Source organism: Streptomyces sp. NPDC020898 (assembly GCF_044333925.1).
Lineage (GTDB): Bacteria > Actinomycetota > Actinomycetes > Streptomycetales > Streptomycetaceae > Streptomyces.
In genome coordinates this window covers 17,378-37,098 of record NZ_JBIRRV010000010.1, presented here as the reverse complement: position 1 = coordinate 37,098, position 19,721 = coordinate 17,378, and the positions used below count along the sequence as shown (strand labels likewise).

The following is a 19,721-nucleotide window of genomic DNA, read 5'->3' as shown; positions in this document are numbered from 1 at the left end:
CGTATGAACAGCTGAACCGTCAGCCGGACAAGCCGGATCGCCGGACAGGCCTTACAACTTCGTCCACGCCTCCGTCAGGGTCGCGCGCAGGATCTGCTCGATCTCGTCGAACGTCTCCTGGTTCGAGATCAGCGGCGGGGCGAGCTGGACGACCGGGTCGCCGCGGTCGTCGGCACGGCAGTACAGGCCGTTCTCGAAGAGGGCCTTGGAGAGGAAGCCGTAGAGGATACGTTCCGTCTCCTCCGCGTCGAAGGACTCCTTGGTCGTCTTGTCCTTGACCAGTTCGATGCCGTAGAAGAAGCCGTTGCCGCGGACGTCGCCGACGATCGGCAGGTCGTACAGCTTCTCCAGGGTCGAGCGGAACGCGCCCTCGTTGTCCAGCACATGCTGGTTGAGGCCCTCGCGCTCGAACAGATCGAGGTTCGCCAGGCCCACGGCCGCCGACACCGGGTGGCCGCCGAACGTGTAGCCGTGCAGGAAGGTGTTGTCACCCTTGTAGAACGGCTCGGCGAGGCGGTCCGAGATGATGCAGGCGCCGATCGGGGAGTAGCCCGAGGTCATGCCCTTGGCGCAGGTGATCATGTCCGGCACGTAGTCGAACTTGTCGCACGCGAACATCGTGCCGAGGCGGCCGAAGGCGCAGATGACCTCGTCGGAGACGAGAAGGACGTCGTGGCGGTCGCAGATCTCGCGGACCCGCTGGAAGTAGCCGGGCGGGGGCGGGAAACAGCCGCCGGCGTTCTGGACCGGCTCAAGGAAGACCGCGGCCACCGTGTCCGCGCCCTCGAAGAGGATCTCCTGCTCGATCTGGTCGGCGGCCCAGCGGCCGTAGGCCTCCGGGTCGTCGCCGAAGAGCGGGGCGCGGTAGATGTTGGTGTTCGGGACCTTGTGGGCGCCGGGGACCAGAGGCTCGAAGGGGGCCTTCAGAGCGGGCAGGCCGGTGATGGACAGGGCGCCCTGCGGGGTGCCGTGGTAGGCGACGGCACGCGAGATGACCTTGTACTTGGTGGGCTTGCCGACCAGCTTGAAGTACTGCTTGGCGAGCTTCCAGGCGGTCTCGACGGCCTCGCCGCCACCGGTGGTGAAGAAGACCTTGTTGAGGTCGCCCGGCGCGTAGTCGGCCAGACGTTCCGCCAGCTCCACCGCCTTCGGGTGGGCGTACGACCACACCGGGAAGAAGGCCAGCTCCTGCGCCTGCTTGAAGGCGGCCTCGGCCAGCTCGACGCGGCCGTGACCGGCCTGGACCACGAACAGACCTGCCAGACCGTCGAGGTAGCGCCGGCCCTTGTCGTCGTAGATGTAGGTGCCCTCGCCCCGGACGATCGTGGGGACGGGGGCGTTCTCGTACGAGGACATGCGGGTGAAGTGCATCCACAGGTGGTCGTACGCGGTGCGGCTGAGGTCCTTGGGACTGTCGGTGGACTCGGTGGTCACGGTTATCGGGTTCCCCACATGTAGGTCTGCTTCTTGAGCTTGAGGTAGACGAAGCTCTCGGTGGAGCGCACGCCGGGCAGGGCCCGCATGCGTTTGTTGATGACCTCCAGCAGGTGGTCGTCGTCCTCGCAGACGATCTCGGCGAGGATGTCGAACGAACCCGCTGTCATCACCACGTACTCGACTTCCGGCATGGCGCTCAGCGCGTCGGCCACCGGGTCCAGGTCGCCCTCGACGTGGACGCCGACCATCGCCTGCCTGCGGAAGCCCACGGTGAGCGGGTCCGTGACGGCGACGATCTGCATCACGCCCTGGTCGAGCAGCTTCTGGACACGCTGGCGCACGGCCGCCTCCGACAGGCCGACGGCCTTGCCGATCGCGGCGTACGGACGGCGGCCGTCCTCCTGGAGCTGCTCGATGATGGCGAGGGAGACGGCGTCCAGCTGGGGAGTGCCGCTCCTGGACTCGCGGGAGTCCTTGTGCTCTGCGCTTCGACTGGCCACAGGCTCACTGTGCACGAGGAGTCGACGGTTTCGCAAGGTTCGATCGATGAAATTCGTTGCCAGCGGGCGCTTTGCTTGCGGATTTCGCAGCCTGCGGGGGATCGGGGGTGTTGAAAACGTCGGACTGCGGAATAGGGTGGGTGTCTCAGTCAATGGACACCTGAACCTGGAGGGCCGGCAGTGAGCACCGAGCTGCGTCGTCTGCGCAACTACATCGATGGTGAGTTCCGGGACGCCGCCGACGGGCGGACCACCGAGGTGGTCAACCCCTCGACGGGCGAGGCGTACGCGAGCGCGCCGCTGTCCGGGCAGTCGGACGTCGACGCCGCCATGGCGGCGGCCGCCGCCGCGTTCCCCGCCTGGCGCGACCAGACGCCGGCCGAGCGGCAGCGGGCCCTCCTGAAGATCGCGGACGCGTTCGAGGAGCGGGCCGAGGAGCTGATCGCGGCCGAGGTGGAGAACACCGGCAAGCCGATCGGGCTCACCCGGTCCGAGGAGATCCCGCCGATGGTGGACCAGATCCGCTTCTTCGCGGGTGCGGCCCGGATGCTGGAGGGGCGGTCCGCCGGCGAGTACATGGAGGGCATGACGTCGATCGTCCGGCGCGAGCCGGTCGGGGTCTGCGCGCAGGTCGCGCCCTGGAACTACCCGATGATGATGGCCGTATGGAAGTTCGCCCCGGCGATCGCGGCCGGCAACACGGTGGTGCTGAAGCCGTCGGACACGACTCCCGCGTCCACGGTTCTCATCGCCGAGATCATCGGCGCGATCCTGCCCAAGGGTGTCTTCAACGTCATCACCGGTGACCGCGACACCGGCCGGCTGATGGTCGAGCACAGGACGCCGGCCATGGCGTCGATCACGGGTTCCGTGCGCGCCGGTATGCAGGTCGCCGAGTCCGCAGCGAAGGACGTCAAGCGCGTCCACCTGGAGCTGGGCGGCAAGGCGCCCGTCGTGGTCTTCGAGGACACCGACATCGCCAAGGCGGTCGAGGACATCTCGGTCGCGGGCTTCTTCAACGCGGGTCAGGACTGTACGGCGGCCACCCGCGTCCTCGTCCAGGCGTCCATCCACGACGAGTTCGTGACCGCGCTGGCGAAGGCCGCCGCCGACACGAAGACCGGCCTGCCGGACGACGAGGACGTGCTGTACGGGCCGCTCAACAACGCGAACCAGCTCAAGCAGGTCTCCGGGTTCGTCGAGCGGCTGCCCGCCCACGCGAAGGTGGAGGCGGGCGGCCACCGGGTCGGCGAGAAGGGCTACTTCTACGCCGCCACAGTCGTGTCCGGTCTGAAGCAGGACGACGAGATCATCCAGAACGAGGTCTTCGGACCGGTCATCACCGTCCAGTCCTTCACGGACGAGGCGCAGGCCGTGGAGTGGGCCAACGGTGTGGACTACGCCCTCGCGTCCTCGGTGTGGACGAAGGACCACTCGCGTGCGATGCGGATGTCGAAGGTCCTGGACTTCGGCTGCGTGTGGATCAACACCCACATCCCGCTGGTCGCGGAGATGCCCCACGGCGGCTTCAAGAAGTCCGGCTACGGCAAGGACCTCTCGGGGTACGGGTTCGACGACTACACGCGGATCAAGCATGTGATGACGTCGCTCGACGCCTGACGATCGGCTCGTTCAGGTGAGCGCGCGGCCCCGGACGGGAGTGTTCCGTCCGGGGCCGGCTGTGATGAGGAGAAGTGTGACCACGCGACTTGACGACGACGGTCCGGATTTCGATCCCGACGACCCCCTCGCCGTCATCCTGCGGGCCGGCACCGAGTATCTCGGCCCGCCCGTCGGCCGGTACGAGGCGGTCCGGCGCCGTGCTTCCAGGCGCCGCCTCCTGCGCACCTCGGCCGGCGTCGGCGTCGGTCTCGCGTGCGCCGTCGGTGTCCTCGTCGCCCTGCCGTTTCGCGCGACGGTGTCCGACGCGCCCACCTCCCCGACGGTCCCCCTCGCCCCGCCGCGCGTGAGCGGCGCCCCGTCGAGCACGCCCTCGACCGCGTCCACGCCGTCGTCGTCGACCGTGCCCGAGAGCCTCCAGCCCTCCTTGGCCGCCCCGGCCGAACCCTCCGCCCCCACGCCCGCACCGGTCTCGCCGACCGCCGCACCGGCCCCCGTCCCGACGGTCGACGCCCCGTAGCTGCCGGGACACGGTTGCTCCTACCATGGAGGTCGCCGTCGGGGGAGGGTGGGACGTGACACGCAGCACACCTCAGCCGTCCGGGCGCCGGCTGGAGAACTGGATCGCGTGGGCGGTCCGCAACGCGGACGGTGTCGTCGCCATCGGGGTCGCCCTGGTCATCGGGACGATGGACATCCTGGACAAGGACTTCGACGACAACATCGTCTCCGGCGCCATCCTGCTGGTCCTGGCCGCACTGGTCTACGGCTCGCTGACCGAGCGCCGCCGCCGGATGGCCGACATCCGGGCCGCGACCGGCGGCACCAGCCGGGCCATCGAGGATCTGGCCATGGTGCGCACCCTGTCCGGCGCGGAGGTGGGCCTCGCGCACGAGCAGGCCCGGCACTCCGCCTCCCGCTGGGTGTTCAAGGGCGGCACCGGCACCTATCTGCGCGCGGTCACCCTGCCCGAGTGCGTCCTGGAGGCGCAGCGGCAGCGCCGCTCGCTCAGCATGAAGATCGACATCGTCAATCCGGCCGACGACCGGGTCTGCACGGCGTACGCGCGCTTCCGGCGCACCTTCGGCCACCGCCAGGAGGGCGGCGCGTTCACGGAGTGGACCCCCGAACGCACCCGCAAGGAGGCGTACGCCACCGTGGTCGCCGCCGCCTGGCACCGGCAGCGCCTCGACACGCTGGAGATCGACGTGCACCTGTCCTCGGTGGCCCCGACGCTGCGCTTCGACCTGTCCGACACCTGTCTGATCATCACCCAGGACGACCCGCGCCGCGTGAGCCTGTACGTGGAGCGGGGGCGGCCCCTGTACGACTACTACGTCACCGAGTTGCACCAGAGCCGCGAGCAGGCGGTCAAGCTCGATCTGCGGGAGGCCACGCCGCTCGGCGACGAGCCGACCGTGGACGAGGTCAGACGCCTGCTGGACCGGCTGGGCCTGCCACTGCCGGCGAGTTTCACCGACCGTGACGTCGGCGACATCATCGACAGGGCGCTCCGGGCGGAGGATCCCTACCGCGGGTGAGCGCCGTCATGCCAGGGGCTGCAGGGGGGAAGCGATGGACTACCCGGCCCTGGAACGGGCCGCACGGCAGGGAGTCGCCGCCGAGTCGATGCGGTACGCCGCGTCGGAACTGGAAGAGATCGCCGCGGGCCGCCGAGCGCTGCGCGCGGTACGTCACCCCCTGGGATTCGTCTGTCTGCCCGTCCTGCGCGACGGTCCCCGGGGGGTCTGCGTCCATGTCTTCGGACCGGCCGACCCCGTACTGACGGATCATCAGGTCCACTCGCACAGCTGGGAGTTGACCAGCACCGTGCTGTACGGGCGGCTGGGCAACCGGCGGATGGGGGTCCGCGAGGAGACAGAGCGGCCCACCCACCGGGTGTTCGAGGTGCACAGCGAACCGTCGGGAGTGGACGAACTGCGGCCGACCGAACGGCTGGTGCGCTGCCGGCCCGGCACCGAACAGACGAGCTCACAAGGCCAGACCTATCGCCTTCCGGCGGGTGAATTCCACACCACGGTGGTGCCGGAGGGCCGTCCGGCCGCCACCCTGGTGCTGGGGCGGACGCTCCCCGGCCGGGCAGACCTCTCCCTGGGCCCGTTGCAGGCCCGGGGCCACCGGATGGTCCGCGCGCTGTGCGACCCGCACCAGACCGTCCGGATCGCCCGGGCCGCCCTCAGGAGGATCCATGAGCCCGACTCCACGCCACTCCTCGACTGACGCATCGGCCTCCTTCACCGCCGAGTGCCGTACGGCGGTGGCCGCCGCCGAGGAGGCCGGCGCGCTGCTGCGCTCCCGCTTCCCGGACGGTTTCGCCGCCCGCCCCAAGGGTGAACTCGGCGATGTGGTCACCGACCTGGACCTGGCCGCCGAACGCCTCGTGGTGGACCGCATCCGGGCGAGCTTCCCGCACGACCGGATCCTCGCGGAGGAGGCCGGGGAGCTCGGTACCGGCTCGGACGACGGTCGTACGTGGCTGGTGGACCCCCTCGACGGCAGCAACAACGTGGTGATCGGGCTGCCCGTGTACGTCGTCGGCATCGCCCTGTGTGTCGACGGGGCGCCGGTCGTCGGTGTGGTGCACGACCCGGTGACCGGACGGACCTGGTCGGCGCTGCACGGCGGCGGCGCCCACGGACCGGACGGCCGGCTCGTCGCGGCCCCCGTCGCCCGCGCGCTGTCGGCGGCGGGGCCGCTGCTGGCCTGGACCCAGGGGCACGCGGTGCGCCGCGACGACCCCGCCGCCCGCGCGCTGCGGCACACGCTGGAGATCCGGAGCCGGAGGCTGCTCCAGCTGTGGGCACCGCTGCTGGCCTGGACGATGCTGGCCCGGGGGGACATCGACGGGTTCGTGGGCTACCGCGCCGAGGCGATCGACCTGCCGGCCGGCGCGCTGCTGGCCCGCGAGGCCGGGATGGCCGTACGGCACCTGGACGGCCGCGAGTTCGGCGGCGGCTTCACCGGACCGGACACCGGGCGTTGCTTCGTCGCGGCCCGGCCGGACGTCCTGCCGCAGCTGCTGGAGCTGGTGGCACGGGCCGAGCTGGGGGACATGGTCTGAGGGACGGGAACGGGGGCGGCTACCGGGTCAGTGTCAGGGCCGCGACCGACGCCGTCACCGAGGCGACGGCCAGGACCGCGCCGGTTCCCATCAGCCGCGCGACCGGCACCCGTACGCCGTACGCGTGGCAGCGTTCGTACCAGAGCAGCGTGGCGAGTGAGGCCCAGGGGGTGATCACCGGGCCCGCGTTGGTGCCCACCAGGAGGGCGAGCAGCTGGTCGTGGTTGGCGGGGGAGACGGCGCCCTCTCCGGCGAGGTAGACGGGGAGGTTGTTCAGGACGTTGGACAGACCGCCGCCGACCGCCGCCGCCCGGATCATGCCCACGATGCCGCCGTCCTGGCCGATCGCCGAGGCCAGCAGGTCGTGCAGCCCGTTGGCGTTGACCGCCTCCACCACCAGGAACATCCCGGGGACCATCACCAGCAGCCGCCACGGAATCAGCGACAGCCGCAGCTCCGAGCGGCGGCGCAGCGCGAAGACCCCGACGGTGACGACCGCGGCCGTCGCGGACGCCACCCACAACTCCACGTCGGCCACGAGGGTCGCCAGCAGGAAACCGGCACAGGCGACCGCGCAGACGCGGAAGAGCACGGGGTCGGCGGGCCGGTGCACCTTGGGCGGCACATAGCGGTCGGCGGCCGGCGTCGCCGGTACGTTCGGCGTGTCGGTCGGTCGTACGTCGGTGGCACGCGCCGCCCCCGGGCCGCCGATCGGGGGGACCGCAGCCGGTGCGCCCTCACCCCGCTTGCCCTTCCGCCAGAAGAACACCCACAGGCAGGCCATGGTGACCCCGATGGCCGCCAGCTGGGGTGCCCACATGCGGCCGGCCAGGCCCAGGGGGGACAGGGCCACCCGGTCGGCGGCCAGCAGGTTCGTGAGGTTGGAGACCGGGAGGAGAAGGCTGGCCGTGTTGGCCAGCCAGACCGTGGTCATCGCCAGCGGGACCGGCGAGATGCCGATCCGGACCGCCAGGGCCAGCATCACCGGCGTCAGCAGTACGGCGGTCGTGTCCAGGTTCAGGACGATCGTCGTCACCGAGGCGAACGCCACGCACAGGAGGAAGAGGAGCGCGTAGCTGCCCCGGCCCGCCCGGGCCACACGGGCCGCCACCACGTCGAACACCTCGGCCCTGCTGGTCAGCTCGGCCAGCACGATCACCGTGGCCAGGAAGGCCAGCAGCGGGGCGATCCGGGACATCGCGTCGGACGCCTGCCCCGTCGGCAGCAGGCCCGTGGCCACGCACACCAGTCCGGTCGCGAGGAGACCGATCGCCACCCGGTCCAGCACATGCAGACGCCGAAGGAAACGCACGGTGGGAAGGGTCGCACACTTGTGCCACGGTGTGACCAGGGGGTGTCCGGCCGTTTCGTCGTCGGAGGGATCCGGCCAGGAGTGTGGCTGTGAAAGCAGCCCATTTCGATGCTCGTTCATTGCATGATGAATGCTATGGGGGCTCGTCAGACTGCCGGTGACACCGGACCGCTGGACTTCTTCGTCAGTTACTCGCCCGCCGACGAACGCTGGGCGTCCTGGATCGCCTGGACTCTGGAGGAGGCCGGGTACCGCACGGTGCTCCAGGCCTGGGACTTCGTGCCGGGCACCAACTTCGTCGACTTCATGGACCGGGGTGTCTCCGAGTCCGCCGCCGTGATCGCCGTACTCTCGCGCAACTACGAGCGCTCCCGCTACGGCCGGATGGAGTGGCAGGCCGCGCTGCGCGCCGACCCGGACGCCCCGGAGAGCCGGCTGCTCACCGTGCGGGTCGAGGACATCCCGGTGGAGGGGCTGCTCGCCACCATCACCTACGTCGATCTGGTGCCGGTCGTCGACCCGGCCGCCGCCCGTGAGCTCCTCCTCACCCGGGTACGGCAGGCCCTCGACGGACGTGCGCGGCCGACCCTGCGCCCCGAATACCCGGGCGGCGAGGGCAGGTCGACCCCGGGTCGGTCCCCGTCCACGCCCGCCGAACCGGCCGCGTCGTCCGGTCGGCCGCTCGGGCGGCCCGGCTGGGCAGGGCGGCGCAGGCCCGCCGCGCCGCCGGTGTATCCGCGGGTCGCCGGGGACGGGCGGGCGCGGGAGGCGGCCACCGTCCTCCAGCTGGCCGGGCCCGCCTTCGGTCGGGGGCAGGATCCGGCCGAGTTGCAGGCGGCGATCTGGGGCGACCTGGTCGAGCTCGCCGACGCCGGGGCGCCCGCGCCCGACCTGCTGGTGGTCACCGGTGACCTGACCGCCTCCGGCAGCCCTCGGGAGTTCGACCAGGCGCTCGCCTTCCTCACCGGACTACGGGCGCTGCTCGGCCTCGAACCCCACCGGGTCGCCCTCGTCCCCGGCGGCCAGGACGTCAACCTGGCCGCCTGCCGGGCCTACTTCAGCACCTGCGAGGCCGACGAGATGCCGCCCCGGCCGCCGTACTGGCCCAAGTGGCGGCACTTCGCCCGGCTCTTCCAGGAGCTGTACCAAGGGCTCGACGTCGTGTTCGACAGCGACCAGCCCTGGACCCTCTTTCCCGTGCCCGAACTGCACACGGTGGTGGCGGGGCTCAACTCGTCCATGGCGTACAGCCATCGGCTCGACGACCAGTACGGCCTCGTCGGACCCGAGCAGGCCGCCTGGTTCGCCCAGGCGCTGCGGCCGTACGAGGAGGAGGGCTGGCTGCGGATCGGCGCGCTGCGGCACGCCCCGGGGACCGGCCGTACCGGCGGTGGCCTGCGCGGTGGCGCCCCGGACGGCGCGGGGCCGCTGCGTGACTCCGATGTGCTGGCCCGGCTCACCGCCCCCCGGCTGCATCTGCTGCTGCACGGGCCGGCCGGCGGCGCGCCGACCGCCCTGGCCACCACCGGCGGTGAGGTGCCGCTGCTCGGCGCCCTCGGGCCCGGACGGCACCGGCTGCTGCGCATCGGACGGGACGGACTGGTCGCCTGGCAGGGGCCCGGGGAGCCGGAGCGGCGCCAGGTCGAATGGCGGCGGACGCACCGGGCGTTCGGCGCCGGGGAGCCGGAGGCCGGCGACGATCCGGACACCGGCGCCACCTCCGCACCGGAGTCCGAGCCGCGTGGTGTGCAGTCGCCCGCCGAGGTGCTGCTCGCCCGGGTCGCCGAGGTCTGCCGGACCCGGCACGAGGGCGCCCAGCTCCGGCCGGTCGCCGGGCCGGTGCCCCAACTCCTCGTCACCTGGAACCAGTCGGGCTTCGTCCGCCAGCAGCGGGTCGCCGTGCTCACCGGCACCCCGACCGCCGACGACGTCGAACGGGTCGTGGCCCTCGTCCACGCAGCAGACTCCGAGACCGAGGCCGAACTCGTCCACGACGGCCCGCAGCCCGCCCGCGAACTGCGCGACCTGGCCCGCCGCCGAGGCGTCCGGGTACGCAGCTTCACCGAGTTCCAGGGGCTGTTGGACCTGCGCGGCTACGTCGGCGCACAGAGCGAACGGCTGCGCACCGACCCCCGCTATCCGCCGGGCATGTATCTCCCGCAGCGGTACCGGGAGGTGGAGCGCCTCGACGCCGAGGACCGTGACGGACTCGTCGACGACATGCTGCGCCTCCTCGACTCCGACCAGGGCCGCTTCCTGCTGCTGCTCGGCGACTTCGGGCACGGCAAGACCTTCGCGCTGCGCGAGCTGGCCCGCCGTATCCCGGCCGAACTCCCGCACCTGGTACCGCTGTTCATCGAGCTGAACGCACTCGACCGGGCCTACTCCTTCGAGGGGCTGGTCGCCGCGCACCTCGCCGGGCACGGCGTCGACAACATCGACCTGCGCGCTTTCCGGTACATGCTCCGGCAGGGCCGGATCGTGCTGCTCTTCGACGGCTTCGACGAACTCGTCACCCAGGTGACGTACGACCGGGCCGCCGAACGGCTCCAGGTGCTGCTCGACTCCGCCGTGGACAGCGCCAAGATCGTCGTCAGCAGCCGTACCCAGCACTTCCGTTCCCAGGGGCAGGTGCTGACGGCGCTCGGCGAACGCGTCGGTCTGCTCCCGCACCGCCGGGTGCTGGCCGTCCAGGAGTTCACGCCCCGGCAGATACACGCCTACCTGGTCAACCGCTACGACGGTGACGAACGCGCCGCCGAGCGCCGGGTGCGGCTCCTGGACGCCATCCCCGATCTGCTCGCCCTGTGCCGCAACCCCCGGCTGCTCGGCTTCGTCGCCGACCTCGACGACGACCAGCTGCGCGCGGTCGCCGGGGCCGGACGCGCGCTCAGTCCCGCCGGGCTCTACCAGGAGGTGCTGACCGCCTGGCTGCGCTTCGAGGAACAGCGGGCCGGCGGCGGCCACGGCCGGGCACCCGGACTGAGCCTGGCGCAGCTGTGGGACGCGGTCACCGCGCTCGCCCTGCGACTGTGGGAGATCGGCCAGGACTCGCTGCGCCTCGACGAACTCACCGACGTCGCCGAGACGTTGACAGGGATCGCGGACAGCCGGCTGTCGGTGCCGCAGGCCGCGCACGCCGTCGGCTCCGGCAGTCTGCTGGTGCGCACCGACGACGGGGTGTTCCGGTTCATCCACGGCTCGGTGGTGGAGTGGCTGATCGCCCGCGAGTGCGCCCGGCGACTGGCCGCCGGGGACAGCACGCTGCTCGGCCGGCGCCAACTGAGCCGCCTCGCCGTCGAGTTCCTGTGCGACCTCGCCGACCACCGGGCCTGCCAGGAGTGGGCCGAGCGGACGCTGAGCGGCACGGGCGACAACGGCAGCGGGGATGGGCTCGGGGGCGGTCTCGGGGGTGAGGAGGCCGCCCGGGCCAACGCCGTGAAGATCCTCTCCCGGCTCCGCGTGCCCGCCCACACCGATCTGCGCGGCGCCGCCCTGGCCGGCGAGGACCTCTCCTACCGTGACTTCTCCGGCGTCGACCTCACCCGCGCCGACCTCACCGACGCCCGCCTGGTCGGCGCGAACCTCTCCGGCGCCGTCCTGCGCGACGCCCGGCTGACCGGGGCCCGTCTCGACGGCGCCGATCTGACCGGGGCCGACCTGCGGGGGGCCGACCTGCGCCGGGCGCGGCTGATCCGGACGGACCTGACCGGCGCCCGGGTCGAGGGGGGCCGGTGGCAGCGGGCGGCGCTCGTCTCGGCGACGACGGGCCCCGACCTGACGGGCACCCCCGAACTGGCGTCCGCCGCGTTCGCCCCCGGCATGGCGGTCGACTCCGGGTTCCGGCCCTCCGCGGTCGGCGTGCCGTACGGCTTCGACATGCGCACCAGCCGACTGCCCGAGCCGATCTCCTACAGCCCCGACGGCGAACTCCTCGCCGTCGGCAGTGAGGACGGCGGCGTCCTGGTCTGCGACGCCGTCACCGGCACCGCCCTGCGCACCCTGGAGGGCCACACCGACCGGGTCTACGCGGTCAAGTGCCGCGCCCGGGTGCTCGCCACCGGCAGCGCCGACGGCACCGTACGGCTGTGGGACCCGGTGTCCGGTCGCTGTCTGCACCGGCTGGAGATTCATCCGGACGGGGTCTGGCCGGTCGTGCTCAACGGGGACGGTTCGCTGCTCGCGACCGGCGACGCCGACGGTGTCGTCACCCTGTGGGACACCGCCTCGGGCCGGCCGCTGCACCGGCTGCCGGGCCACTCCGCCCCCGTCTACACCGTCGCGTTCGGACCGGACGACACCACCCTTGTCACCGGGGACGCCTCCGCCGCCGTACGCCTGTGGGACCTCGGCAGCGGACGGCTTCTCGGGGAGCTGACGGGACATCAAGGGGCTGTGTTCCGGGCCCGGTTCAGTCCCGACGGCACCCTGCTGGCCACCGGTGACATGGGGGACGGGCGGGCGGGGACGGTCCGGGTGTGGGACGTCGCCGGGCGGCGCGTGGTGCACACGTTCACCGGGCACGCGGGGCGCGTCTACACCCTCGACTTCCACCCCGGCGGCCGGTTCCTGGTGAGCGGTGACACCGAGGGCGAGGTGCGGCTGTGGGACCTGGCGGCGGGGAGCGGCGCGGGGCTGCTCGGAGGCTGCCGCGGGGCCGTGTACCAGGTGCTGTTCGATCCCGACGGGACGCTGCTCGCCGCCGGGGACAGCGCCGGCGCGGTCCGGCTGTGGCGGCTCGACCCGGGCGCCGAACCTGCCGACGGGGGCCCGCCTCTCGCCGTGCCGCTCACCCGGCAGCCCTCGGAACACCGCGGCTCGGTCTGGGTGTGCAAGTTCCGGCCGCACGGCGACGCGCCCGCCCCGGAGGCCGGCGCGCTGCTGGTCACCGGCGGCAACGACGGTGTCGTACGGATCTGGGACCCGGCCACCGGTCAGGGGCGGCGCATCCTGCGCGGCCACGGCCGTCGGATCGCCACCCTCTCCTTCAGCGGCGACGGCTCGTTGCTGGCGGCGGGCGGCAACGACGGTGTCGTACGCCTCTGGCACTCCGCCTCCGGGCGGCGGCTGCGGGAGCTGGCCGGACAGAGCGACCGGCTGGTCTCGGCGGTGTTCGGCCCCGGCGACGGTCTGCTCGCCACCGCGAGCAGCGACGGCGACATGTACCTGTGGAACGCGGCCACCGGCGAGTACCAGCGCGAACTCGACGTGGAGACCGACCATGTGTGGGCCGAGGCGTTCAGCGCCGACGGCGAACTCCTGGCCACCGCCAACGACGACGACACCGTACGGCTCTGGTACCGGGCCACCGGCGCACATGTCGCCACCGTCACCGAGCACTTCGGCCGGGTCCGCTCGATCGCCTTCCGCTCCGACGACACCCTCCTGGCCACCGGCTGCGACGACCGCAAGGTACGGCTCTGGGACGTCGTCGGCCACCGGATCACCGCCGTCCTCGACGGTCACACCGACCGGGTGTACGCCGTCGCCTTCGGGCCCGGCGGGTCGTGGCTGGCCAGCGCCTCCTGGGACGGGCAGGCGGTGATCTGGCGGGACGGCGAGATCGCGCACCGGCTCACCGGCCACACCGGCAAGCTGTGGACGGCCGCTGCGCATCCGGCCCGCCCGCTGCTCGCGACGGCCGGCGACGACCGGACGGTGCGGCTGTGGGACGCGGACACGGGCCGGGAGAGCGCCGTTCTCACCGGCCACACGGGCCGCGTACTGGCGGTCGTCTTCAGCCCCGACGGTTCCCTGCTCGCCAGTGGCGGCGAGGACGGCACGGTCCGGCTGTGGAACGTGGGCGACGGCGACCCCGCCACGCTCCGCGCCGTCCTGGTCGGCCTGCCGGGCGGCTGGGCTGCGCTGGCACCGTCCGGCGGCTACAAGTACGAGGGCGATGTCACCGGCGAGTTCTGGCACGCGGTCGGCATGTGCCGCTTCGAGCCCGGCGAGCTTGACGGCCACCTGCCGGGGGTACGGCAGGTGCCTCTGGACGAGGCGCTGGACTGAATTCGCAGGTCGGTGGGGGCCGGCCGCGCCCCGCGGCGGAGCCGCAGATCGACACAGCCCCGCGCCCCTTTCGGGGCGCGGTTGCGCACCCGACTGCACCAGGTCCACGTTCGCCGCACTCGATTTTGAACGTGTTCAATTATGGGCGTACGCTGCTCCCATGAGCGACAGAGCCGCCCTGCTCAAGGGCATCCGCGCCTGGTTGGTCCTCTTCGTCGTCTGTCTGGTGCTCAGCGGGGCCACCGCCTTCCCCCTCGTGCACGAACTGCGCTGGACCGAGAGCCTGTTGCGGGCCCTGTCCGTCCCCGAGTACCTGCCGGGGCTGATGGACTGGGTCGCGCGCGTACGCGACGGTCTCGACGCCACCGACGCGCGCTACCCCTTCGTCCTCTACGGCACGGACTGGCTGGCCTTCGCCCACCTCGTCATCGCGGTCGCCTTCTACGGGCCCTACCGCGACCCCGTACGCAACATCTGGGTCGTCGAGTTCGGCATGATCGCCTGCGCCGGGATCGTTCCGCTCGCGCTGATCTGCGGGCCGATCCGGGGGATTCCCTTCTGGTGGACGGTGATCGACATGTCGTTCGGCGTGTTCGGGGTGATCCCCCTGTACGCCGTACGGAAGCGGATCAAGCGGCTGGAGGCGCTCACCCAGGCGCCGCCCACCGCGGCGGCCGTCACCGCGTGAACGCCGCCCCGATGACGCGCGCGGCGACGGGATTCATGACCCGGCCCTTCGCGTCGGTCGAGTTGACCGAGTAGACGAGGGCGCGGGAGAGATCGCGGGTGGCGGCGATGATCGTGTTGTAGCCCCAGCGGCCGCCCGACTTCCCCCATATCTCCGTGCCGTCCGCGGTGACGTCCCGCTGGAGACCCGCGCTCATCCTGGCGCCGGACACCCCGGCGGGCAGGGTGAACATCTCCTCCAGCTGCGGCTGAGGCACGACCCGGCCGCGGAACAGGGCCGTCAGGAACCGCTCCAGATCCGCCGTCGTGGAGATCATGGCCCCCGCCGCTCCGCTGTCCGTGGCGCCCCACACGGTGACATCGCGGAACTCCGTCGTGCCGTCCGCGCGCGGCACGGCCTGGTAGCCGTGGTTGTGCGGCCCTCTGATGCGCGGATCGGTGCCGGGGAGATACGTGTTCCGCATCCCCAGCGGGCCGAAGATCCGGTCGGCCGCCTCCTGTGCGTACGGGTGGCCGGTGCGCCGTTCGATCAGCAGCTCCAGCACGGTGTAGCCGATGTTGAGGTAGTGCTGCGCGGTGCCCGGCACGAACTCGGGCTTCTTCGCGGTGGCCGAGGCGACCATCTCGCGGGCCGTGTGGATGTCGAAGCGGTGCGCGTACACCTCCTCGAAGGTGTCGCCCGGGAGGTCGGGGGCCGGGATACCGCTGGTGTGGTTGAGCAGTTGGCGCACGGTCACTTCGCTGTACGCGGCGGGGATCACGTCGGGCAGATAGTGCCGGGCGGGCCGGCCGAGGTCCACCTCGCCCTCCGCCGCGAGCTGGAGCACGACGGCCGCCGTGACCACCTTGGTCGTCGACCCGGCCCGGAAGCGCCCGTCCGGGTCCGCCGGGCGCCCACTCGCCAGGTCGTGCACACCCGCGCTGCCGCGCCAGTCGGCACCCTTGCCCCCGACCCGTACGAGCGCGGCCGTCGCGTCCGCGTTCGGCAGCCCGGAGATCGCGGCCCGCAAGGCCTTGGCGTCGGGGCCGGTGACCTGCGTTGACACCGGGGTGGAGACGGACGTGGAGGCGGCGAGTGCGGGGACGGCCAGCGGGCCGGCCGCCACGGCGAGGGTGAGGGCGGTGGCGAGAGCGGTGGTGCGTAAGGCGGTGCGGGTACGGGTGCGCGTACGCATGTGCATGGGCTGCTCCTGGGGGCGGCTGGTGTCGATGTTCACATCCTCGATCCGTACGGGCTCGGGTGGATCGTCGGTGAGGAGGACGCCGACCCTGGTGTCGGAGTGCGGGCAACAGGCGTGTCGCGTACGGCTGTTGTCGGGGATCGCACCTAGGGGCCGTGCCCTGGAAGGCGTGGGCGGGAGCCAAAAACTGTTATCGCCGGCGCCCGCAGCCCGTCTCCTTGGGAGACCTGGTGTGCAACAGGGGGACGTATGGTGCACACACGTACGAGAAAGGGCTTTCGTGGACGGGCGCCAGTGGAGTTCCACCATCGCTGCGGCGCAGGCCGGTGACCGGCGGGCGCTGGACGAGCTGGTCGCGGGGTGGCTGCCGCTGGTCTACAACATCGTCGGCCGGGCTCTGAACGGGCACGCGGACGTCGACGACGTCGTGCAGGAGACCATGCTCCGGGCCGTCGACAACCTCGGCTCGCTGCGCGACCCGGACAGTTTCCGGTCGTGGCTCGTCGCGATCGCGATGCGGCAGATACGGGACCGGGCGCGTCGCCGTACGGCCGACACCCTGCGTGATGAGACAGCCGGGGCCGCCGCCGACTTCGCCGAACTCACCGTATTGAAACTCCAGTTGGAGGGGCAGCGACGCGAGGTCGCGGAGGCGGTGCGCTGGCTCGACGACGAGGACCGGCAGCTGCTGTCCGTGTGGTGGCTGGAGGTCGCCGGCGAACTCACCCGGCGTGAACTCGCCGCCGCGGTCGGCATCAGCAGACAGCACGCCGCCGTACGCGTCCAGCGGATGAAGGAGCGCCTGGAGACCTCGCGCGGAATCGTCCGGGCGCTCGACGGCGCCTGCCCCGACCTGCGCGAACTGACCGCCCGCTGGGACGGCGACCCGGACTCCGTCTGGCGCAAGCGACTGGCCCGGCATGTCCGGGGGTGCGCGTACTGCGCGAGCCCCGGCGAGGCGGTCGTCGTACCGGCGGAACGCCTACTGGTCGGCATCGCACTGGTCCCGCTCCCCGTCGGCTTCACCCTGTCGCTGGCCCTCGGCGGCAAGACGGCCGTCGCCGCCACCACCGCCGCTTCCGTCGGCTGGTCGGGCAAGGTGCTCGGCGCCCTGACCAAGCCGGCCGTCGCCCTGAGCGCCGGGGCGACGATCGTCGCGGGCGGCGCCTACGTGGTGACGAACCCCCCTCAGGACCCGCCGCCGGCCATCGCGGCCCCCACGGCCCGCCCCCAGCCCCAGGCGCCCACCACCGCCCCGCCCCGGTCCCCGTCGGCATCCCCCTCGGCATCGCCCTCGCCCTCCCCGTCGGCGACGCGGCCGAAGTCCGACCCGTACGGCACGGTCGTCGACGCCGTCGACACGGCACCCGACCCGAACACGCGCCCTGCCCCCCTCCCGCACCGGCCCGAGTCCGGGATCACCAGCACCGGCGGCGCGCACGCCACCATGAACCACCGCGGGGACAGCGTGACGCTCACCGGCCAGGGCTATGTCCTCGTCCGCTGGCAGATCTCACCGCAGTACCGGCCCGGCAGCCTCGTCATGCCGACCTGGACCGCCCTGAAGGGCAAGCTCTTCCACGTGGCCTCGGGCGGTGGCCGCCGGATGGACGACCGCGTCAGCAGCACCGACACCACCGCCACCGGCATGGGCAACACGACCACCGGCTACGCCGTTCTGCCGGCCGGCACCCAGCAGATGTGGCAGAACGAGTACTTCTACGTCGACGGCAGCGTCACCCTCACCGTGAACGAACGCGGCGCCGACTACGGCCTGAACGTCTTCCCGACGGCCTGGGACAAGGTGGAGGCGGACGTGACCGGCGGACCCCCCGAGGGCGCCACGCGCTACGGTCTGGTCCGCGACACCGGCAAGGACGACACGCCTGTGCCGCAGTACGTCACCCGGGACACCCCGTCCGACCCGGCGACCGTGGCTCAGGCGTCCCGCGTGTAGTCCATCAAGGCGTCCGGCAAGGCGGACGCCCGCTCGCCGTCAGCCCTTGCGCAGCGCGCACAACGCGTCGATCCGGTTCGTGGTGATCGAGTCGACGCCGACGTCGAGCAGCCGCCGCATGGAACGACGGGTGTCCGGGGTCCACACCGACAGCAGGTAGCCGTCCCGGTGCACCCGTGCCGTGAGCCCCCGGTCGACAAGACCGAAGCGGTAGTTGAGCCAGCGCGGACGCAGCGCGGCCAGCAGGGCCGGGCGTGGCGGCGCGGTGCTCTTCCAGGTCAGGGCGATCTCGGCGGAGGGGTCGGCCGCGCGCACGGCGAGCATCGCCGGGGCGTCCGCGCAGTAGTACACGCGGTCGTCCGCGGCGCACTCCCGGACCAGGTCCACCACCCGGCGCACCGCCCGCGCGTCGGGCGTACCCGGCAGATCGATCATCACCCGGCTGCCCTCGGTCACGGCCAGCGCCTCCGCGAGCGTCGGCACCCCTCCCTCTGTCAGCCCGCGCACCTCGGCCGCCGACAGCCCGGTCAGCGGCCGTTCCTGTACCCACAACCGCTTCAGCGTCGCGTCGTGCAGCAGTACGGGCACGCCGTCACGGGTGAGCCGTACGTCGATCTCGACCGCGTCCGCGCCCTGTTCGAGCGCGGAACGCAGCGAGTCGATCGTGTTCTCGCGGATGCGGTAGGGGTCGCCGCGATGGGCCACGGCGGTCACGTTCTGCATGGGTCCATTGTGCTGGGGTGGGGGTTGGTGATGTTCCTCAGGGGGTGAGCCACGCCGAGGTGTACGTGTCGATCTCGGCGACCAGCCGGGCCTTGCCGGCCGGGTCCAGGAAGGAGGCCTCGACGGCGTTCTTGGCGAGGTCGGCGAGGCCCTGTTCGTCGAGGTCGAGGAGGCGGGCGGCGACCGCGTACTCGTTGTTGAGGTCGGTGCCGAACATCGGCGGGTCGTCGGAGTTGATCGTGACGAGCACCCCGGCCTGCACGAACTCCCTGAGGGGGTGCTCGTCGAGCGTGCGGACCGCGCGCGTGGCGATGTTGGAGGTCGGGCAGACCTCCAGGGCGATGCGCTGCTCGGCGAGGTGCGCGAGGAGCGCGGGGTCCTGGGCGGAACTCGTGCCGTGCCCGATGCGCTCGGCGCGCAGGTCGCGCAGCGCGTCCCAGACCGTCTCCGGGCCGGTGGTCTCGCCGGCGTGCGGCACGGACCGCAGTCCGGCGGCGATCGCCTGGTCGAAGTACGGCTTGAACTGCGGCCTGGGTACGCCGATCTCGGGCCCGCCGAGCCCGAACGAGACGAGCCCCTCCGGGCGCAGCCGGTCGTCGGTGGCGAACCGCACGGTCTCCTCGGCGGATTCGAGCCCGGCCTCGCCCGGGATGTCGAAGCACCAGCGCAGTACGGTCCCGAACTCGGCCTCGGCCGTCTTGCGGGCGTCCTCGATCGCGTCCATGAAGGCGCGCTCGTCGATGCCGCGCCGGGTGGAGGAGAACGGGGTGATGGTCAGCTCGGCGTACCGCACCTGCTGCCGGGCCAGGTCCCGGGCCACCTCGTACGTCAGCAGCCGGACGTCCTCCGGGGTGCGGATGAGGTCGACCACGGACAGGTACACGTCGATGAAGTGGGCGAAGTCCGTGAACGTGAAGAAGTCGGCCAGGGCCTCGGGGTCGGTGGGCACCTTGGAGTCGGGGTGACGCGCGGCCAGCTGCGAGACGATCCGGGGAGAGGCGGAGCCGACGTGATGGACGTGCAGTTCGGCCTTGGGCAGCCCGGCGATGAAGGCGTGCGGGTCACGGACGCCGGCTGCGGCACGCTGGTGGTGATGGTCGGTCAAGGGTTCCTCCCCGGGAACGGCGCCCCGGACCTGCGGTCGGCGGAGCGCGGGTGATCGGCTGATCGATGACTCGGGATCATCGTAGGCCGGGCACACGGGGGGACG

13 protein-coding genes and 1 pseudogene are annotated in these 19,721 nt (G+C 72.1%); 8 read left to right on the top strand and 6 right to left on the bottom strand.

What is annotated here, in order from left to right; translation table 11 throughout:
- Window positions 1-51 precede the first annotated feature (51 nt).
- Window positions 52-1,452, bottom strand: a complete 1,401-nt coding sequence (locus tag ACH4TV_RS28730) for an aspartate aminotransferase family protein (RefSeq protein WP_398403073.1) — start codon at window positions 1,450-1,452, stop codon at window positions 52-54.
- On the bottom strand, window positions 1,437-1,952 hold the full coding sequence (locus tag ACH4TV_RS28725) for an Lrp/AsnC family transcriptional regulator (protein ID WP_398403071.1): 516 nt from the start codon (window positions 1,950-1,952) through the stop codon (window positions 1,437-1,439). The genes ACH4TV_RS28730 and ACH4TV_RS28725 overlap by 16 nt, the downstream gene beginning before the upstream one ends.
- Before the next feature lie 165 nt (window positions 1,953-2,117).
- Here ACH4TV_RS28725 and ACH4TV_RS28720 point away from each other — a divergent pair, with 165 nt between their 5' ends.
- From ACH4TV_RS28720 to ACH4TV_RS28700, 5 genes are all read left to right on the top strand, one after another.
- Window positions 2,118-3,557: a gamma-aminobutyraldehyde dehydrogenase gene (locus ACH4TV_RS28720; protein ID WP_398403070.1), complete on the top strand. Its 1,440-nt coding sequence runs from the start codon at window positions 2,118-2,120 to the stop codon at window positions 3,555-3,557.
- Between the two features lie 76 nt (window positions 3,558-3,633).
- Window positions 3,634-4,077 (top strand): hypothetical protein, encoded by a 444-nt coding sequence (locus ACH4TV_RS28715; protein ID WP_398403068.1) that lies wholly within the window; start codon window positions 3,634-3,636, stop codon window positions 4,075-4,077.
- Between the two features lie 55 nt (window positions 4,078-4,132).
- Window positions 4,133-5,098 carry a hypothetical protein gene (locus tag ACH4TV_RS28710; protein ID WP_398403066.1) on the top strand — a complete coding sequence of 322 codons (966 nt, stop codon included), beginning with the start codon at window positions 4,133-4,135 and terminating at the stop codon, window positions 5,096-5,098.
- A 34-nt stretch (window positions 5,099-5,132) separates the two neighbouring features.
- The gene (locus ACH4TV_RS28705) at window positions 5,133-5,798 is read left to right on the top strand and encodes a hypothetical protein (protein WP_398403064.1); all 666 of its coding nucleotides are present in this window, start codon (window positions 5,133-5,135) and stop codon (window positions 5,796-5,798) included.
- Window positions 5,767-6,639 (top strand): inositol monophosphatase family protein, encoded by an 873-nt coding sequence (locus tag ACH4TV_RS28700; RefSeq protein WP_398403062.1) that lies wholly within the window; start codon window positions 5,767-5,769, stop codon window positions 6,637-6,639. The genes ACH4TV_RS28705 and ACH4TV_RS28700 overlap by 32 nt, the downstream gene beginning before the upstream one ends.
- Before the next feature lie 19 nt (window positions 6,640-6,658).
- Here the strand turns inward: ACH4TV_RS28700 and ACH4TV_RS28695 are convergent, their stop codons facing one another.
- Entirely contained in the window at window positions 6,659-7,951 is a 1,293-nt protein-coding gene (locus tag ACH4TV_RS28695) for an SLC13 family permease (RefSeq protein ID WP_398403060.1), read from the bottom strand.
- 135 nt (window positions 7,952-8,086) lie between these two features.
- On the opposite strand from ACH4TV_RS28695, the gene ACH4TV_RS28690 reads away from it, so the two are divergent.
- Both ACH4TV_RS28690 and ACH4TV_RS28685 read left to right on the top strand, forming a co-directional pair.
- On the top strand, window positions 8,087-13,963 hold the full coding sequence (locus tag ACH4TV_RS28690; RefSeq protein ID WP_398403058.1) for a TIR domain-containing protein: 5,877 nt from the start codon (window positions 8,087-8,089) through the stop codon (window positions 13,961-13,963).
- 160 nt (window positions 13,964-14,123) lie between these two features.
- The gene (locus tag ACH4TV_RS28685) at window positions 14,124-14,651 is read left to right on the top strand and encodes a hypothetical protein (RefSeq protein WP_398403056.1); all 528 of its coding nucleotides are present in this window, start codon (window positions 14,124-14,126) and stop codon (window positions 14,649-14,651) included.
- Here the strand turns inward: ACH4TV_RS28685 and ACH4TV_RS28680 are convergent.
- Complete coding sequence (locus ACH4TV_RS28680) at window positions 14,641-15,825, bottom strand: serine hydrolase domain-containing protein (protein ID WP_398403548.1); 1,185 nt, start codon at window positions 15,823-15,825, stop codon at window positions 14,641-14,643. The two genes, ACH4TV_RS28685 and ACH4TV_RS28680, sit on opposite strands and share 11 nt — an antisense overlap.
- Window positions 15,826-16,111: 286 nt before the next feature.
- On the opposite strand from ACH4TV_RS28680, the gene ACH4TV_RS28675 reads away from it, so the two are divergent.
- Window positions 16,112-17,788, top strand: a complete 1,677-nt coding sequence (locus tag ACH4TV_RS28675) for an RNA polymerase sigma factor (protein WP_398403054.1) — start codon at window positions 16,112-16,114, stop codon at window positions 17,786-17,788.
- 39 nt (window positions 17,789-17,827) lie between these two features.
- Here ACH4TV_RS28675 and ACH4TV_RS28670 read toward each other — a convergent pair whose 3' ends face one another.
- Window positions 17,828-18,511 carry a glycerophosphodiester phosphodiesterase gene (locus tag ACH4TV_RS28670; RefSeq protein ID WP_398403052.1) on the bottom strand — a complete coding sequence of 228 codons (684 nt, stop codon included), beginning with the start codon at window positions 18,509-18,511 and terminating at the stop codon, window positions 17,828-17,830.
- 37 nt (window positions 18,512-18,548) lie between these two features.
- Window positions 18,549-19,712: pseudogene (locus ACH4TV_RS28665) on the bottom strand (adenosine deaminase).
- Between the last annotated feature and the right edge of the window lie 9 nt (window positions 19,713-19,721).

Coding starts and splice junctions, on each gene's coding strand:
- ACH4TV_RS28680 (WP_398403548.1), bottom strand. CDS start 15,825: ATGCGTACGCGCACCCGTACCCGCACCGCCTTACGCACCACCGCTCTC.
- ACH4TV_RS28705 (WP_398403064.1), top strand. CDS start 5,133: ATGGACTACCCGGCCCTGGAACGGGCCGCACGGCAGGGAGTCGCCGCC.
- ACH4TV_RS28700 (WP_398403062.1), top strand. CDS start 5,767: ATGAGCCCGACTCCACGCCACTCCTCGACTGACGCATCGGCCTCCTTC.
- ACH4TV_RS28670 (WP_398403052.1), bottom strand. CDS start 18,511: ATGCAGAACGTGACCGCCGTGGCCCATCGCGGCGACCCCTACCGCATC.
- ACH4TV_RS28685 (WP_398403056.1), top strand. CDS start 14,124: ATGAGCGACAGAGCCGCCCTGCTCAAGGGCATCCGCGCCTGGTTGGTC.
- ACH4TV_RS28690 (WP_398403058.1), top strand. CDS start 8,087: ATGGGGGCTCGTCAGACTGCCGGTGACACCGGACCGCTGGACTTCTTC.